We start from the raw sequence: 14780 nt of genomic DNA on the forward strand, positions 1-14780 counted from the left end.
ATGTCGCAATCCACACCGAGCCAGAAGGCCCTCACTCATTTCAAGATCACCGCGCCGTGAACCCCGTCACCAACCTCCGTGGTCAGTACACCTAGCCGTCGGTCTAGGCGCCGGCCGGCGTCGGCTCGGGCAGCGGAACGACCGGGAAGTCGATCTCGGTCCGGCCGACCGAGTTGAACCAGTTGGTGAAGGAGTTCAGCGCGACCGCGCCGATGATCTCGCCGATCTCGCCGTCCCCGTAGCCGGCCGCGCGCACCTCGGCGAGGTCCTCGTCGGAGACGAAGCCCTTGCTGCGCAGGACGGTGCGGGCGAACCGCAGGGCCGCGGCCTCCTTCGGGTCGGCGGCCCCGGCGTGGCCGCCGGCGGCGAGGTCGGCCGGGCTGACGCCCGCGCGGGCGCCCAGGACGTGGTGGGCGGCGTAGCAGTAGTCACACGCGTTCTCGACGGCGGTGACCAGGGCGATCTGCTCCCGCAGGCCGGCACCGAGGCGCCCCTTGGCCAGGGCGCCGCCGAAGGCCAGGTAGGCCTCCAGGACGGCGGGCGAGGAGGCCATGGCGCGCATCATGTTGGGCGTCACGCCGAGGGCCCGCTCGACCTTGTCGAGAAGGGCCTTGGCGGCGGGTTCGGCGGTCGCGGGGTCGATCGTGCCGAGTCGGGGCATGGCTGTGCTCTCCGTTCGCTGCGATTGACTTTCATTGGCAGTGCCAAGTGATTGTTGGCAGAGCCAAATATAGTTGGCACTGCCTAGAATGCAAGGGCGCCCATCGCACGCCGACCACCCGACCCGGACGCCGAGCGAGCCCGACGGCCGGACAGACCCGAAGGCCGAGCGGACCCGACAGCCGAGCGGACCCGACGGCCGAGCCGCCCGGGCGGCAGGCCGACCAGAGGAGAGGACCGGACACCATGGCGGATCCGCTGCCCGGACTCTCCCCCAGCGAGCAACTGCTGATCGGGCTCACCCGACTCGGCCAGGCCGTCCGCCTCAGCACCTGGCACAACGCCGGCCCGGTCCGGCTCACCCCGCTCCAGGCCGACATCCTGCTGTTCCTGGCCGGCGACCGGCGGCCCCGCCGCCAGGGCGAGATCGTCACCGCACTCGCCTCCACCGCACCCACCGTCAGCGACGCCGTCCGCGCCCTCGTCGGCAAGGAACTGGTGGACCGTCAACGCGACCGGGCCGACTCGCGCGCCGTCACACTGGCCCTCACCGACGCCGGGCGCGCCGAGGCCGAACGCCTCGCCGTCGTCCCGCCGCCGCTCGGCGAGGCGCTCGCCGCCCTCGACGGGGACACCGTGGCCGCGATGCTCCGCGGCACCACCACGATGATCCGCGCGCTCCAGCGCCATGGCGCCGTCCCGGTCTCCCGCACCTGCGTCACCTGCCGCTTCTACCGGCCCGACGCCCACCCCGAGGACCCGCACGCCCCGCACCACTGCGACTTCGTCGACGCCCCGTTCGGCGACGGCCAGTTGCGCGTCGACTGCCCCGACCACGAGCCGGCGGTCCTCCCCGACGACGCCCGCGGCGGCGCCCGCGACGACGGCCCCGTCCAGGAGCCGTCCGCGCTCCGGCACCGCGCCCCCGCCCGGGACCGGTCGGCGCTCCCCGACGCCGTGCACCAAACCGGGAGCAACCGGGCGCCCCGTGATTGAGTAGGCCTCATGAACCCGCAGACCTCCCGCCCCCTGCCCGAACAGCCGCTGCGCGTCGGCCTGATCGGCTACGGCCTGGCCGGCTCCGCCTTCCACGCGCCGCTGATCGCCACCACGCCGGGGCTGCGGCTGGACGCCGTGGTCACCGCCAACCCCGAGCGCCGCGAGCAGCTGGCACGCGAACACCCGGACGCCCGCGCCGTGGACACCCCCGAGCAGCTGCTCGCCGACCCGGACGCGCTCGACCTGGTCGTCATCGCCTCCCCCAACCGCACCCACGCCCCGCTCGCCCGCGCCGCCCTGCGGGCCGGCCTGGCCACCGTGGTGGACAAGCCGCTGGCCGGCACCGCCGCGGAGGCGCAGGAGCTCTGCCGGCTCGCCGAGGAGCGGGGCGTCCTGCTCTCCGTCTTCCAGAACCGGCGCTGGGACGGCGACTTCCTCACCGTCGGCCGCCTGGTGCGCGGCGGCGCGCTCGGCCGGGTGCACCGCTTCGAGTCCCGATTCGAGCGCTTCCGCCCCAAGCCCAAGCCGGGCTGGCGCGAGCTGGCCGACCCGTCCGAGGTCGGCGGCACCCTGTACGACCTGGGCAGTCACCTGGTCGACCAGGCGCTCACCCTGTTCGGACCGGTCGAGACGGTGTACGCGGAGATCGACGTGCGGCGCGACGGCGCGGTCGTGGACGACGACGCCTTCCTCGCCCTCACCCACGCCTCCGGCACCCGCTCGCACCTGTGGACCAGCGCCATCACCCCGCTGATCGGCCCCCGGCTGCGGGTGCTCGGCGACGCCGCCGGGTACGTCAAGCCCGGCATGGACCCGCAGGAAGCCGACCTGCGGGCCGGCCTGCGCCCCGACGGCACCCGCCCATGGGGCGCCGACGAGCCCGGGCACTACGGCACCCTCGGCACGGACGAGTCCGCGATCTCCCTCCCGACCGACCCGGGCGACTACCCCGCCTACTACGCGGGCATCGCCGCCGCCCTGGCCGACCCGGGCACCCCGCCCCCGGTCGACCCGCGCGACGCGGTGGCCACCCTCACCGTCCTGGAGGCCGCCCGCACCTCCGCCGCCACCGGGACGGCGGTCCGCCTGGGCTGACGGGCACCCCGCGCAGGCTCCGGCAGGATCTGCCGCCCGCCGGAGCCTGCCGCTCCCGCCGACCCGCCTCCTAGGATGAGCGGATGAACAGTCAGCGGGGGTGGCAGATCAGCACCGACGAGCGTCGCGAACGCGAACGGGCGTGGTCCGCCGAGCAGAAGAAGCGCGAGAAGGCCTGGACCGCGGAGTTCACGAAGCGCCAGGAGGTCGTCGAGACCGAGACCCGGGAACACCAGCGGACCGCGTCCATCGCCGCCGAACGGAATGCCTGGGCAGAGGGCAAGCGGGCCGGGTCGATCGGCTACCTCGACGTCGCCGGCCCCGACGAGGAGCCCGTACGGATCGCCGTGGTGTGGCTCGGCCGCTTCCGGGCCACCCGCAAGCCGCTGGACGGCTACGACCCCGTCCCGCCCACCGACCTCAGCGGCGGTGGCGTCGAAGGACTCGTCCTGTTCGTCCTCTACGTCGTCCTCGTCGGCCTGAACGCCGGCCTCCGCTGGCTGGCCCTCCGGCTCGCCGACCGCCCGCGCTGGGCCGTCGGCGCCGCCGCGGGCCCCGACCGGGGCAAGGGCGGCGACAACAACGTCATCCTGCTGCGCAGCCGCAGCCGGCGCGCGGCCCTGCGGTTCGCCGCCGCCCTCGCCGACCGCGTCGAACGGGACGGAACCGCCGCCCTCACAACCCGATGACCTCCACCGCCGAACCCAGCCCCCGGAAGTCCGCCACGTTGCGCGTGTACAGCGGCAGCCCGTGGGCGGAGGCCACGGCGGCGATCATCAGGTCGATCCGACGCGGCCGCGGCTGCCGGCCGGCGGCGATGGTCAGGGTCACCAGCGTCCCGTAGCGGGCGGCGGCGGCCGCGTCGAAGGGCAGCGGATCGAAGTCGGCCATCGCCGCGCCCAACACCTCCAGCCGGGCCGCCCGGCTCGCCGGGTCCCGGGCCATCGACACGCCCTGCTGCAACTCCGCGAACGTGATCGCGGTCAGCTCCGGCACCGCCGGCAGGTCCGCCGGGTTGAGCAGCGCCAGGTCGATGTAGACACAGGTGTCCAGCACCCCGGCGGGCCGCCGCCGGGACGCCCTGCGGCGCTCAGCCACGCCGCCGCTCGAACGGATCGTCGCCCTCGTCCCCCACCAGCTCCTCGGGTCCGAAGTACTCCTCGGCCTCCTTGCGCATCTGCTGGTAGTCCACCCGCGGCAGCTTCACGTGCCGCGCCACCAGCTCCTCCGCCGTGAGCCGCCGTCGCCCGGACACCGGCCGCAACTCCGCCACCTCGACCCCGTTCCTGGTGATGTGGAAGGTCTCCCCCGCCTCCACGGCGTCCATCACCGCGGCGGAGTTGTTCCGGAACTCCCGCTGGGTAATCGTCTTCATACCATCCACGGTAGCCCCGCGTAGCACCGATGGCTACACCCCGCGCGCCCCCGCGAAAGCGCCTCCTGGCCGTGCCCCGTCCGCTAGGTTCGGGCACCGATGGTTTCACGCAGAGGGGGGCTTCTGTTCATGGCCGGCACCGACGATAAGGACCGGAACCCGTGGCTCCACGGCCAGGACGCACCGCCCACCCCGGGCCCGTCCGTGGCGGCGGAGGCGGGCGGGGGCACGCGTGTGTTTGTGGACGCCCGGGATGTGCCGTGACGGGATTCCGTACGCCGCGGGAACCCGGTGGGTCGTAGGATCGTCGTGCTGTACGTCCGGGAGCCGGCGAGACACTGAGGAGGGCACGGGCCGTGGCTGTTGTCGCGATGTTGCTCGGGCTGCTCCGGGTGCTGACCGGGAACCTGGTGAGCGAGAGCGGGTCGCTGGCGTCCGTTGCCGCCGTTGCTGCCGTGGCGCTGGTGGCCGGGGCGGTTGCCGGGGCGTTGGCCGGGGCCCGGCTCCTGGGGCCGCGGGCGCCGGCGGCGGTGCGCAGCGGGGTGCTGCGGCGCCGGGCGTTCCGTACGGCGTTCCTTCCGCAGCGTGATCCGGACGCCCGGGGCAGGCGACGCCCCAGGGCGCCGGGTGCGGCCCTGGCGGCCGCGTAAGCCCCGGTAGTTCCGTTCGTCTTCGCGGCCGTCCTCCGCCGACCACTCGTGTTCCGAGACCCCGGAGGGCTCGCTCCACCATGTCCGTACTCGCTGTTCTCGACCCGGCCGTCGCCGCCGCGCACGCCGTCGTCGCCGCCATCGCCCACGTCATGCCGACCGCGCTGGCGATCGTGCTGTTCACCGTTGCCGTCCGGCTCGCGCTGCACCCGTTGGCCCGGGCGGCGTCGCGCGGGGAGAAGGCCAGGACGCGGCTGGCGCCGCAGGTCGCCGCGCTGCGGAAGAAGCACGAGAAGCGCCCGGAGAAGTTGCAGGAGGCGCTGACCGAGATGTACCGGAAGGAGCAGGTGTCGCCGTTCGCGGGGTGCCTGCCGGTGCTGGTGCAGATCCCGTTCTTCTCGGTGATGTACCGGCTGTTCACCACCCCGAACGACCTGCTCGACCACACCCTGTTCGGCGTGCCGCTGGGCCTGCACGTCGGCGGTGCGCACGGCGCCGGGCAGCTGGCGGTGTTCGGGCTGCTGTACGCGGGGCTGGCGGCGGTCGGGGTCGTCAACTTCCGCCGGGCCCGGCGTGCGACGGCCGCAGCCGCGGCGCAGCCCACCCCCCAGCCGGGGGCGGGGCTGCTGCCGTACCTGTCGTTCGGGTCGGTGCTGTTCGCGACGCTGGTGCCGGTGGCCGCCGCGCTCTACCTGCTGACGACGAGCGTGTGGTCGGCCGCCGAACGGGCGTGGCTGTACCGGGACGGGGCGCAGGCCCCGGTGACGGCGCTCACCATCTAGCTCGGCCCGGCCCGGCCCGGCTCGGCTCGGTCCGGCTCGGCCCGCCGTCCGGATCAGAAGTGGCGCAGCAGCTCGGGGAAGGCCCCGAGCCGGAGCGTCGCCGCGTCCGGGCCGAGCTCCTCGTGCTCCAGCACCCAGGTGTGCTCGTGCGGGATGTAGACGGTGCGCAGGCCGGCCCGGCGGGCGGGGGCGATGTCGGACTTGGGCGAGTTGCCGATCATCCAGGTGCGGTCCGGGTCGAGGTCGAGGTCCGCGGTCAGCTGCCGGTAGGTGTCGACCGACTTCTCGGCCACGATGTGGATGCCCCGGAAGTGGTGGTCGATGGTGGACGCCGTCACCTTGCCCTGCTGCTCGTCCTGGTCGCCCTTGGTGAGCAGCAGCAGGTGGTGGCGGTCGGCGAGGGCGGTGAGGGTGTCGGCGACGCCGGGGATCAGCTCGACCTGCCGGCTGTTCAGCGGGGTGAGGAGTTCGTCGATGCGGGCGAGCTCCTCCGCGGAGGGGGTGCGGCCGCTCAGTTGCTGCAGGCAGTCGGCGAGGCTCTGCCGGAAGACGGTGGCGCCGTAGCCCAGGGTGGCCGAGTTGGCGGCTTCGATGCCGTCCAGGAGGGAGCGGGTGCGGTCCCGGTCGGCCGGGGTGGCGACCCAGTCCAGGAAGCCGTCGATGACCCGCTCGAAGAGGACGTTGTTCTCCCAGAGGGTGTCGTCGGCGTCGAAGATGAGGATCTGGTCGGTGTGCATCCGGTGGTCTCCAGGGCGAGGGTCGTCAGATGGACGGGAGCGGGCGAGAGCGGGCGGCGGGCGGCCGTCGGACGCGCGAGGGGCGTCAGACGGCCGCGGGGGCCGTCAGGCGGGCGGGAGCAGGCGGGCGACGCGGGCGAGGGTCTCGCGGAGGTTGTCCTCGGTGGTCCGCTGCACGGCCTCCTCGACGGTGAGCCATTCCAGCGGGGAGGCCGGGTTCTCCGGCCGGGCCCGGTCCGGGGTCCCGGTCGACAGGAGGAACCGCAGGTCGGCGTGCTCGTGGGCGGGCTCGACGGGTGAGGCCGGGACGGGGACCACGACGAGGTGGGCCAGAGCGGCGTCGGGCCACGGGGTGAGGTCGGCGAGGCCGGTCTCCTCCCGGCCCTCGCGCAGGGCGATGTCCAGCGGTCGGGTCTCCCCCGGGTCGCCGTGGCCGCCGACCTGCAGCCAGGCCTGCTGGCGGACGTGCCAGCGCAGCAGGACGCGGCGGGTCGGCGGGTGGACGATCAGCGCGGAGGCGGTGAAGTGGAGGGGGAAGGTGCCGCGGTTCCAGGGGTCGGCGGCGCCGAGGAGGCTGCGGGCTCGCTCGTGGTCGGCCGTCTCCTCCGGGCCCTGCGGTCGGTGGTCGTCCAGCAGTCGGGCCAGGTCGGGGCCGTACGACGGGCTGCCCGTGGTCACCATGGATCTGTACTCCTCGTTCTGCTGCGGGCCCGGTCCGGGATTGTCGCCGCCGTCGTCCCGGATCCGGCCGGACGGCTCCGAGGCGGGTCGGAACGGCCCTGGCCTGGTGACGTCGACGGGCCTGATGGCGTCGACGGGCCTGGTGACGTCGTCGGGCTTGATGACGTCAACGGGCTTGCGGGGAACGGTGGTCGGGCCCGGGGCTTCCGGTTCCGGCGAACCCGCGAAGCCTAGCCCGGGGCTCGTCGGGGGCCCACCGATTTTCGCCCGGCCGCACCGGCCATGCCGGCCGGTCCAGGGAGGTCGCGCCGGCCCGGTCCACGGGCGTCGCGCCGGCCTGGTCCACGGGCGTCCTGCCGGCCGGCCCGCAGGTGCCGTACCGGCTGGTCGGGGCGTTACCGGGAGGCCGTAGCCTGTGCTGATCGTCACGGGACAGGTGGAGGGATGTCGTCATGGTGGCTGCTCCGGCACTCGCCGAGCTGCGCGAGGTGTGCCAGCCGCAGGCCAAGCTGCAGAGCCGCAACGGTGAGCACTGGGCGGGTCGGCTGTACATGCGGGCGATCTCGCTGCGGACCACCCGGCAGCTGGTCCGCACCTCGGTCTCGCCGAACACCCTGACCTGGGTGATGGTGGTGTGCGGGGTCGGCGGCGGCGCGGCCCTGCTGATCCCGGGCCTGACCGGCGCGGCCCTGGCGGCCGTGCTGTTCCAGCTGTTCCTGCTCTTCGACTGCGTGGACGGCGAAGTGGCGCGCTGGAAGCGCCAGTTCAGCATGGCCGGGGTGTACGTGGACCGGCTCGGCGCCTATCTGGCGGACGCCGCGCTGATGATCGGCGCGGGTGTCCGGGCGGCACGCGGCGGCTCGGAGCTGTGGGTGTCGGCGGGTCTGGCGGCCGCGCTGGGCGTGGTGCTGCTCAAGGCCTCGACGGACCTGGTGGACGTGGCCCGCGCCCGCAGCGGTCAGCCGCCGGCGGACGAGGAGTCGACGCAGCCGCGTTCGCAGGGCATGGCGACGGCCCGCCGGCTCGCTTCGGTGTTCAAGATCCACCGGGTGACCAACGGCATCGAGGCCTCGCTGGTGCTGCTGGCGGCGGCCGTGGTGGATTCCGGGCTCGGCAACCTGGACGCGACGCGGGCGACGCTCGCGGCGATCACGGTGATCACCTGGGGCATGGTGGTCGCGCACCTGGCGTCGATCCTGTCGTCCTCGCGGCTGCGCTGAGCGCACCGCCCCGCGGCGGCACGGCCGGGCGCCCTCCCAGCACCGCAGGTGAGACACCCCGGCAGCCCTGGCGAGGCGCCCCCGGCACCGCAGGTGAGGCGCCCGGCAGCCGGGGTGAGGCGCCCTCCCCCACCCGGGGGAGGAGCGCCGGCGAAGCCCGTCGCCGGGTGGACGCGGCGGGCCGGGGCCCGGCGGGAGGGTAGGGACATGACGACGCCCCAGCCCTCCGCCGACACCCGGCCCTCCGCCGCCGCTCGCGCCCTCGCCGTCGTGCCCGCACCGCCCCGGTGGGCCGTGCGCGCCGCCCACGTCGCGGCCGTCACGGCGCTGCCGGCCGGGCTGTGGCGGCTCGGGCTGGTCGCGGGCTGGCACGGCGGGTACACCGACGCGGGGTACCGGGCGATGGGTTTCAGCGGGTGGGGCGCGGTGTGGCCGGTCTTCCTGAGCCTGTTCACGGAGGCGCTGGCCCTGCTCACCATCGGACTGGTCCGCCCCTGGGGCACGGTGCCGCCGCGCTGGGTCCCGTTCGTCGGCGGGCGCCCGGTCAATCCTCGTGCGGTGGTCCTCGCGGCCTCGCTCGGCGCCGCCGGGCTGGCCGTGCTCTGGACGCCGTTCGCCGGGTGGTGGGCCATGCCGGGCACGGACATGACCCGGCCGGGTCACTTCCTGGTCGGCTTCCTCTACCTTCCCACCGTCGCCTGGGCCCCGCTGCTGGCCGCCGTGACGGTGTCGTACCACCGCCGCCACCGGGTCGCGGCGACGACGCCACTCCCCCGCTCGGCCTGACGGCCCGCCGACATCGACGGGCACGGAGGCAATGGCCCGCTGCCGACCGCTCCTGCACCGGCGCGCGCGGCGGAGCCCGGCCGTACGGCGACGGCGGACCGTGCGGCGACGGCGCCGAGGCCCGCTAGCCCTTCTGGCCGCCCACGTCCCCGCCGCCACCGGCACCGGCACCGGGCACGGAGTCGTCCCCGGTGCGGCCGTGGGCGGCGAGGACGGTGTCGAGCAGGCCGGGGAAGCGCCGCTCCAGGTCGACCGTGCGCAGTGCGGAGAAGCGCCGGTTGGCCTCCTCGCGCTGGCTGATCAGGCCGGATTCGCGCAGCACCTTGAAGTGGTGGCTGAGGGTCGAGGGCGCGACGTCCACCGGGAAGGTGCCGCAGGCCCGTTCGGGTTCGGCGCGCAGGACCCGGACGATGGTCATCCGAGTGGGGTCCGAGAGGGCGTGCAGGACGTCGAAGAGGTCGATCTCCTCGGTCGCGGGGTGGGCGAGCGCCGGTCGGCGGCGGGTGCTGCGAGGCATGGTCAGACCTCCCTGATCTGCGATGTTCGACATCCATAGAAATGGCGTGGTACCACTGTGCCGCGTCAATTTCGTAGTTCGTCGAACATCGTATCGGAGGGGGACCGACATGCGTGCACTGGTGATGACCGCGCCCGGCGGAGGCGAGAACTCGCAGATCCGGGAGGTCGAGGCACCGCGCCCCGGACCGGGGCAGGTGGCGATCGACGTCGCCTACGCCGGACTGAACTTCGTGGACGTGATGACCCGCCGCGGCGATGCCGCGTACGCCACCGAGTGGCCGCACCGACCGGGCAAGGAAGTGGCCGGAACGGTCCGGGAGGTCGGCGAGGGAGTCACCGGCCTGGCCGCGGGCGACCGGGTCGTGGCCGCTCCGGTCGGCGCCGGGCTCGCGGAGGTGGTCGTCGCGGAGGCCGCGCTCACCGTGCCGCTCCCGGACGGCGTGGCGCTGCGCGAGGCCGCCGCCGTACCGCTCGGCCTGGCCACCTCGGTGCTGCTGCTGACCGACGCCGGCCGCTTCGACGCCGGTGACACCGTCCTGGTGCACTCGGCAGGCGGCGGGATCGGCCACGCCGTCGCCCAACTCGTCCCGCTGCTCGGCGGCGGCCGGTTGATCGGCACCGTCGGCCGGCCGGAGAAGGCCGCCGCCGCGATCGCCTCCGGCTACGACCACGCCTTCGCCCGCGACGAGGCACTGCCCGAAGCGATCCGGGCCGCCACCGGCGGCCGGGGCGTCGACCTCGTCCTCGACCCGCTGGGCACCGAGGCCCTGGAGCTCGACCTCACCGTGGCCGCCCCCGGCGCCCGGATCGTCCTGTTCGGCAACGCGGGCGGCGGAGCCGTCGCCGACCTGCCGCCGCTCGGGCGGCTGATGGCGGGCAACCTGACCGTCACCGGCTTCAGTCACCGCTTCCTGGCCGCCACCGCGCCGGAGCGCCTGGCCCGGGCCATCCGCCGGGCCGTCGACCTGATGGCCGACGGCGGCCTGAAGCTGCCGGTCACCGAACTGCCCGACCTGGCCGCCGTCCCGGCCGCCCACGACGCGATGGCGGACGGGCGGGCGACCGGGAAGTACGTGGTACGGGTGGGCGGTTGAGCCCACCGGGCGCGGCGGACCTGGGCGCCGCGAGCCCGGGCGCCGCGAGCACGGGCACCGCGCAACCCTGACCGGCGCGCCGGGAACACCCGCAGGGCCTTGCACGGGAAGTCGGTCTGGCCGACTTCCCGTGCAAGGCCCTCGGCGTCGGATGCCGGGGGCCAGGGGTGCCGGGCCCGGGGCCGGGGGGCATACCTTCCGCCCGGCCCGCGTTGGGGGCGGGCATGACCAAGATTCTGGTGATCGGCGCAAACGGCAGTGTGGGCAGGCACGTTGTGGCCTCGCTGGCCGAAGGCGGCCACGAGGTACGGGCGTTGGTGCGGGACCCATCAAAGGTCGTGCTGCCCAAGGGAGTCGATCCCGTACGGGGCGATCTGACCGCGCCGGAGAGCCTGGAGCCGGCACTGGCCGACGGGGTGGAGGCGGTCTACCTGATGTGGCCCGGGCTGCCCGTGGAGCCCCGGGTCGTCGAGCTGATCGCCCGGCACGCCGAGCGCGTGGTCTACCTGTCGGCGGACGTCGCCGACCTCGCGGACGACGAGCCGGCCGCGATCTTCCACCAGGAGATCGAGCGGCTGATCCGCCGGTCGGGCCTGGGCTGGACCTTCGTCCGGGCGATCGACTTCGCGGGCAATCTGCTCGCCTGGGCCGACCAGGTGCGGGAGGGCGTGGTCCGCTGGCCGTACGGGCAGGCGCGCCGTTCATTGGTGCACGAGCGGGACATCGCGGACGTCGCGGTGCGGGCGCTCACCGAGGACGGGCACGACGGCGGCGCGTACGTGGTCACCGGGCCGCAGTCGCTCTCGCACGCCGAGCTGGCGCGGATCATCGGCGAGGAGCTGGGCACCGAGGTGCGGTGGGAGGAGCTGGCGCCGCAGACGGCCGCCCGCGAGCGACTGACGGCGGCCTGGGGGGACGCGGCGTTCGTGGACTCCCGACTGCGGGCCTGGGAGTCGTTCACACGCGAGCCGGAGCGGGTGACCGACACCGTGGAGCGGGTGCTGGGACGGCCGCCGCGCGACTTCCGCAGCTGGGTGCGGGACCACGCGGCGGACTTCCGCTAGCCGCCCGCCGTGCAGGTCGGGCCCAGCGCCGCGCGGGCCAGGCTCAGCGACTCACCTCAGGCGCCCCAGGAACGTCAGGCACCTCAGGCGCCTCCGGCATCGCCGGCACCGCCAGCGCGTCGAGCCAGCGCAGCAGGCGGGCGCCCTCGCGGGTCATCACGTCCGGGTCGCGCAGGGCGTTGGCCAGCAGCGACATGCCCTGGTAGCCGGCGACCAGGGTGAGCGCCAGGTCGTCCGGATCGGGCAGGCCCAGCAGTCGGAACTGGCTCCCGACCCAGTCGAGCAGGCGCCGGATCACGGCGCCGGCCTCCGCGTCGAGGACCCCGTCGGCCCGCTTGTCGAGTTCGGCGGCGAGGGTGCCGGTCGGACAGCCGAACCGGGCGGCGACGTCACGCTGGTCGATCCAGGCCCGGACCAGCGCCTTGAGGCGCTCCCGCGGGTCCTCCGACCGCTCCAGCGCGTCGGCCAGTTCGTCCAGGTGTGCGCCGTGCTCGGACAGTGCGGCGCGGACCAGCTCGTCCTTGGTCTTGAAGTAGTAGTAGACGTTCCCGACCGGGACGTCCGCCTCGCGCGCGATGTCGGCGAGGGTCGTGCGCTCGACGCCCTGCTCATGGAGGACGCGGGCCGCGGCCGCGGCGAGTCGCCGGCGCTTCTGCGACGCCCGGACACGTCGATTCACTGAGTCAGTCACCCAACTGACTATAGACAGCCGCCGGTGGCCGCATGCTACGGTCTTTCTAAGTCAGCCAACTAACTCACTTGGGAGGGGATCTCGATGATCACAGTGACGGGAGCCACCGGAAACATCGGGCGGACGCTGGTGGAGCTGCTGGCAGGGGCGGACGAGGAGGTGGTGGCCGTGTCGCGGCAGCCGCAGCCCACCCCCGCGCAGACCGGTGTCCGATGGACCCAGGGCGGCGTCGGTGACGCCGCGAGCATGCGACCCGCCCTCGAAGGAGCCCGTGCGCTCTTCCTGCTGCTGGCCGGCGAGCTCAACAGTCGGGGCGAGAGCCCGAACGCCCTGCTGGACGCCGCCGCGGACGCCGGGGTCGAACGGATCGTCCTGGTCTCCTCGCAGGTCAGCGCCACCCGGCCGGACGCGCCGTCGCACGCCCGCCTGCGGGAGTTCGAGGCCGCCGTGCGCGGCTCCGGACTCGACTTCACCGTGCTGCGCCCCAGCGGGTTCGCCTCCAACGCCTTCGCCTGGGCCGAGACAGTCCGCACCGGGCGCACGGTCCACGCCCCGTTCGGCGACGTGGCCCTGCCCGTCGTCGACCCGGCGGACATCGCGGCGGTCGCGGCGGTCGCGCTGCGCGAGGACGGGCACGCGGGCCGCACGTACGAACTGACCGGCCCCGAGCCCATCAGCCCGCGCCGACAGGCCGCGGCCCTCTCCGAGGCCCTGGACGAGGAGGTGACCTTCGTCGAGCTGTCGCGCGAGGAGGCCCACGCCCACCTGGCGCGGTTCATGCCGGAGCAGGTCATCCCCGGCACCCTGGACGTCCTCGGGGTCCCGCTCCCGGCCGAACTGGCGGTCAGCCCCGACGTCGCGGCGGTGCTCCGGCGCCCGGCCGCGCCGTTCGACGCATGGGTCGAGCGCAACCTGCCCGCGTTCCGGTAGCGGCGGCGGCTCACGGCGGGACCAGCCCGCCCTCGACGAAGGACCCGCCCGCCCGGAAGCCGGGCGGGCGGGTCGAGCGGGCGTCCGGACATGCCGATGGCCGGACAGTCGGACAGGCGGATGGCCGGACCGGCGGGCGCCGCGAGCAGATGGGTGGAACGGGCGGGCAGGCGCGGGCGGTCGGGCTCCGACCGCTAGTCGGCCGGCGGCGGAACGACCGGGGCGAGGATCATGCGACTGGTGGCGTTCACCGCCCCGGCCATGGCGGTCAGCTGGACCTGGTACTTGACGGGGTTGTTCCGCGCCTCCCAGAGCTGGGTGGCGTTGAGCCAGGCGACCTCGCGGGCCGACGACATGCTGAAGGCGGCGACGGCGTGCTTGAGCTGCTCGGCCGGCGCGGTGGCGACCTTGACGATCTGCAGCTCGAACTCGGCCCGGATCTCCGCCTCGACACTGGCGAGCAGGTCGTTGACCTTCTCGAAGTCCTCGTGGACCGGCGCGACTTCCGGGGCCGTGCTCCGCTCCTTGCAGGTCTCCACGACGGCCAGGGCGAGGTCGTGGTTGATGTGGGCGTTCATGCCGGCCAGGGCGAACTGGATCGGCCAGATGACCCGGTTGCCGCGCGCCTCGAACAGCGGCTGCCAGGGCAGTTCGGTCGGACGGCCGGCCTTGGCCGCGTCGACGTTCTTGAGGTAGTGCCCGGCGAAGATCACGTCCATCCGCTCAAGGAACGCGGGGTCCTTGAAGGTCCCGGCGGTGACGTGCTCCTTGACCAGCTTGGTGACCTTCAGATAGACGCGGTTGAAGCAGGCCACGCCGTCGTGGCGGTCGAGTTCGGCGTCGATCTCCTCCATGCGGGAGATCACCCCGTCGATGGTGATGGGGAGTTGGGCGGTCATCACAGGCCTTCCGTGGGGCGGATCGTGCGATTACGGAACGTGTCGACACAAGCACGAAAGATAGTGCACGGACCACCGGAAGCCGGGGAGGCTCTGCGACGGAGCCCGCACATTCACGCCGGTCGACGTCCTCGCCGCCTGCGCGGTGCGCCTCGACCCGGCACCGGCCCCGGCACCTGACAGCCGGCGCCCGACACCCGACGTCACCGCCCTCACCGGCCGCGGCGGCGCCTCAACTCGGCCAGCCACCCCCGTACCTGCGCGTCGTCGTGCAGGTACGGTCCGCCGGGCCCGGCCGGCAGGTCGATGCCGTACAACAGGCCCAGCGCCCACAGGGACAGCTCGTCCCAGCGCAGTTCGTCGTCGAGGAACCAGCGCCCCGCCCAGCGATCGGCCTCGTCCCGGCTGACCCGGCCGTCCGCCACGGCGGCGAACCAGCGCTCGATCTCGTCCAGGCCGGGCTGCTCGGCACTCCCCTCGGCATCATCAAGACCGAGGTCGGGCCGGGCGACGGCAGGGCCGAGGCCGGGAACGAGGTCGGGGCAGCGCTCGGGTTCCATCCCGCCAGTATGGCGACGCCGCCCTCGCAGCCCCACCC

General features: G+C 74.2%; 19 protein-coding genes. 10 read left to right on the forward strand and 9 right to left on the reverse strand.

The features are described 5' to 3' along the window. Nucleotides 1-103: 103 nt before the first annotated feature. Nucleotides 104-661 (reverse strand): carboxymuconolactone decarboxylase family protein, encoded by a 558-nt coding sequence (locus ACIRST_RS27460; protein ID WP_402805072.1) that lies wholly within the window; start codon nt 659-661, stop codon nt 104-106. A 245-nt stretch (nt 662-906) separates the two neighbouring features. Here ACIRST_RS27460 and ACIRST_RS27465 point away from each other — a divergent pair, with 245 nt between their 5' ends. The 3 genes from ACIRST_RS27465 (at nt 907) to ACIRST_RS27475 (ending at nt 3443) form a co-directional block, all read left to right on the forward strand. Further along, on the forward strand, nt 907-1656 hold the full coding sequence (locus ACIRST_RS27465; protein WP_402805074.1) for a MarR family winged helix-turn-helix transcriptional regulator: 750 nt from the start codon (nt 907-909) through the stop codon (nt 1654-1656). A gap of 9 nt (nt 1657-1665) precedes the next feature. Further along, the gene (locus ACIRST_RS27470; protein ID WP_402805076.1) at nt 1666-2754 is read left to right on the forward strand and encodes a Gfo/Idh/MocA family oxidoreductase; all 1089 of its coding nucleotides are present in this window, start codon (nt 1666-1668) and stop codon (nt 2752-2754) included. Nucleotides 2755-2837: 83 nt separating this feature from the next. After that, nucleotides 2838-3443, forward strand: a complete 606-nt coding sequence (locus ACIRST_RS27475) for a hypothetical protein (protein ID WP_402805078.1) — start codon at nt 2838-2840, stop codon at nt 3441-3443. Here the strand turns inward: ACIRST_RS27475 and ACIRST_RS27480 are convergent. Further along, entirely contained in the window at nt 3430-3852 is a 423-nt protein-coding gene (locus ACIRST_RS27480) for a type II toxin-antitoxin system VapC family toxin (protein ID WP_350521861.1), read from the reverse strand. The genes ACIRST_RS27475 and ACIRST_RS27480 overlap by 14 nt on opposite strands. After that, nucleotides 3845-4129: a type II toxin-antitoxin system Phd/YefM family antitoxin gene (locus tag ACIRST_RS27485; RefSeq protein ID WP_063349249.1), complete on the reverse strand. Its 285-nt coding sequence runs from the start codon at nt 4127-4129 to the stop codon at nt 3845-3847. Before ACIRST_RS27485 ends, ACIRST_RS27480 begins: the two co-directional genes overlap by 8 nt. Before the next feature lie 356 nt (nt 4130-4485). Between ACIRST_RS27485 and ACIRST_RS27490 the strand changes: the two genes are divergently transcribed. Next, nucleotides 4486-4779: a DUF6412 domain-containing protein gene (locus ACIRST_RS27490; RefSeq protein WP_350521860.1), complete on the forward strand. Its 294-nt coding sequence runs from the start codon at nt 4486-4488 to the stop codon at nt 4777-4779. Nucleotides 4780-4859: 80 nt separating this feature from the next. After that, nucleotides 4860-5561: a YidC/Oxa1 family membrane protein insertase gene (locus tag ACIRST_RS27495; protein WP_402805081.1), complete on the forward strand. Its 702-nt coding sequence runs from the start codon at nt 4860-4862 to the stop codon at nt 5559-5561. 53 nt (nt 5562-5614) lie between these two features. Here the strand turns inward: ACIRST_RS27495 and ACIRST_RS27500 are convergent, their stop codons facing one another. Further along, entirely contained in the window at nt 5615-6298 is a 684-nt protein-coding gene (locus ACIRST_RS27500) for an HAD family hydrolase (protein ID WP_402805083.1), read from the reverse strand. Nucleotides 6299-6403: 105 nt separating this feature from the next. After that, entirely contained in the window at nt 6404-6979 is a 576-nt protein-coding gene (locus ACIRST_RS27505; RefSeq protein ID WP_402805085.1) for an NUDIX hydrolase, read from the reverse strand. Between the two features lie 452 nt (nt 6980-7431). Between ACIRST_RS27505 and ACIRST_RS27510 the strand changes: the two genes are divergently transcribed. Both ACIRST_RS27510 and ACIRST_RS27515 read left to right on the forward strand, forming a co-directional pair. Then, nucleotides 7432-8199, forward strand: a complete 768-nt coding sequence (locus ACIRST_RS27510; protein WP_402805087.1) for a CDP-alcohol phosphatidyltransferase family protein — start codon at nt 7432-7434, stop codon at nt 8197-8199. A 207-nt stretch (nt 8200-8406) separates the two neighbouring features. Further along, a complete protein-coding gene (locus ACIRST_RS27515) occupies nt 8407-8985 on the forward strand; it encodes a hypothetical protein (RefSeq protein WP_402805089.1) in 579 nt (192 codons plus the stop codon). 124 nt (nt 8986-9109) lie between these two features. On the opposite strand, the gene ACIRST_RS27520 is transcribed toward ACIRST_RS27515, so the two are convergent. Beyond that, nucleotides 9110-9502, reverse strand: a complete 393-nt coding sequence (locus tag ACIRST_RS27520) for an ArsR/SmtB family transcription factor (protein WP_402805091.1) — start codon at nt 9500-9502, stop codon at nt 9110-9112. 109 nt (nt 9503-9611) lie between these two features. Here ACIRST_RS27520 and ACIRST_RS27525 point away from each other — a divergent pair, with 109 nt between their 5' ends. After that, nucleotides 9612-10598 carry a zinc-binding alcohol dehydrogenase family protein gene (locus ACIRST_RS27525; RefSeq protein ID WP_402805093.1) on the forward strand — a complete coding sequence of 329 codons (987 nt, stop codon included), beginning with the start codon at nt 9612-9614 and terminating at the stop codon, nt 10596-10598. A gap of 224 nt (nt 10599-10822) precedes the next feature. Further along, on the forward strand, nt 10823-11662 hold the full coding sequence (locus ACIRST_RS27530) for an NAD(P)H-binding protein (RefSeq protein WP_402805095.1): 840 nt from the start codon (nt 10823-10825) through the stop codon (nt 11660-11662). 43 nt (nt 11663-11705) lie between these two features. Here ACIRST_RS27530 and ACIRST_RS27535 read toward each other — a convergent pair whose 3' ends face one another. Continuing rightward, the gene (locus tag ACIRST_RS27535) at nt 11706-12353 is read right to left on the reverse strand and encodes a TetR/AcrR family transcriptional regulator (RefSeq protein WP_402805097.1); all 648 of its coding nucleotides are present in this window, start codon (nt 12351-12353) and stop codon (nt 11706-11708) included. Between the two features lie 84 nt (nt 12354-12437). Between ACIRST_RS27535 and ACIRST_RS27540 the strand changes: the two genes are divergently transcribed. Then, on the forward strand, nt 12438-13283 hold the full coding sequence (locus ACIRST_RS27540) for an NAD(P)H-binding protein (RefSeq protein WP_350521850.1): 846 nt from the start codon (nt 12438-12440) through the stop codon (nt 13281-13283). Between the two features lie 194 nt (nt 13284-13477). On the opposite strand, the gene ACIRST_RS27545 is transcribed toward ACIRST_RS27540, so the two are convergent. Together ACIRST_RS27545 and ACIRST_RS27550 are read right to left on the reverse strand one after the other, a co-directional pair. Beyond that, nucleotides 13478-14182: a DUF5995 family protein gene (locus ACIRST_RS27545; protein WP_402805098.1), complete on the reverse strand. Its 705-nt coding sequence runs from the start codon at nt 14180-14182 to the stop codon at nt 13478-13480. A 212-nt stretch (nt 14183-14394) separates the two neighbouring features. Further along, on the reverse strand, nt 14395-14742 hold the full coding sequence (locus tag ACIRST_RS27550) for a hypothetical protein (protein WP_402805100.1): 348 nt from the start codon (nt 14740-14742) through the stop codon (nt 14395-14397). Between the last annotated feature and the right edge of the window lie 38 nt (nt 14743-14780).

This window comes from Kitasatospora sp. NPDC101447, from assembly GCF_044767225.1.
Lineage (GTDB): Bacteria > Actinomycetota > Actinomycetes > Streptomycetales > Streptomycetaceae > Kitasatospora.

Bases quoted from the DNA above. Each gene is read 5' to 3' on its own strand.
- ACIRST_RS27460 (WP_402805072.1), bottom strand. From the start codon at position 661: ATGCCCCGACTCGGCACGATCGACCCCGCGACCGCCGAACCCGCCGCC.
- ACIRST_RS27465 (WP_402805074.1), top strand. From the start codon at position 907: ATGGCGGATCCGCTGCCCGGACTCTCCCCCAGCGAGCAACTGCTGATC.
- ACIRST_RS27470 (WP_402805076.1), top strand. From the start codon at position 1,666: ATGAACCCGCAGACCTCCCGCCCCCTGCCCGAACAGCCGCTGCGCGTC.
- ACIRST_RS27475 (WP_402805078.1), top strand. From the start codon at position 2,838: ATGAACAGTCAGCGGGGGTGGCAGATCAGCACCGACGAGCGTCGCGAA.
- ACIRST_RS27485 (WP_063349249.1), bottom strand. From the start codon at position 4,129: ATGAAGACGATTACCCAGCGGGAGTTCCGGAACAACTCCGCCGCGGTG.
- ACIRST_RS27495 (WP_402805081.1), top strand. From the start codon at position 4,860: ATGTCCGTACTCGCTGTTCTCGACCCGGCCGTCGCCGCCGCGCACGCC.
- ACIRST_RS27500 (WP_402805083.1), bottom strand. From the start codon at position 6,298: ATGCACACCGACCAGATCCTCATCTTCGACGCCGACGACACCCTCTGG.
- ACIRST_RS27505 (WP_402805085.1), bottom strand. From the start codon at position 6,979: ATGGTGACCACGGGCAGCCCGTCGTACGGCCCCGACCTGGCCCGACTG.
- ACIRST_RS27510 (WP_402805087.1), top strand. From the start codon at position 7,432: ATGGTGGCTGCTCCGGCACTCGCCGAGCTGCGCGAGGTGTGCCAGCCG.
- ACIRST_RS27515 (WP_402805089.1), top strand. From the start codon at position 8,407: ATGACGACGCCCCAGCCCTCCGCCGACACCCGGCCCTCCGCCGCCGCT.
- ACIRST_RS27520 (WP_402805091.1), bottom strand. From the start codon at position 9,502: ATGCCTCGCAGCACCCGCCGCCGACCGGCGCTCGCCCACCCCGCGACC.
- ACIRST_RS27525 (WP_402805093.1), top strand. From the start codon at position 9,612: ATGCGTGCACTGGTGATGACCGCGCCCGGCGGAGGCGAGAACTCGCAG.
- ACIRST_RS27530 (WP_402805095.1), top strand. From the start codon at position 10,823: ATGACCAAGATTCTGGTGATCGGCGCAAACGGCAGTGTGGGCAGGCAC.
- ACIRST_RS27540 (WP_350521850.1), top strand. From the start codon at position 12,438: ATGATCACAGTGACGGGAGCCACCGGAAACATCGGGCGGACGCTGGTG.
- ACIRST_RS27545 (WP_402805098.1), bottom strand. From the start codon at position 14,182: ATGACCGCCCAACTCCCCATCACCATCGACGGGGTGATCTCCCGCATG.
- ACIRST_RS27550 (WP_402805100.1), bottom strand. From the start codon at position 14,742: ATGGAACCCGAGCGCTGCCCCGACCTCGTTCCCGGCCTCGGCCCTGCC.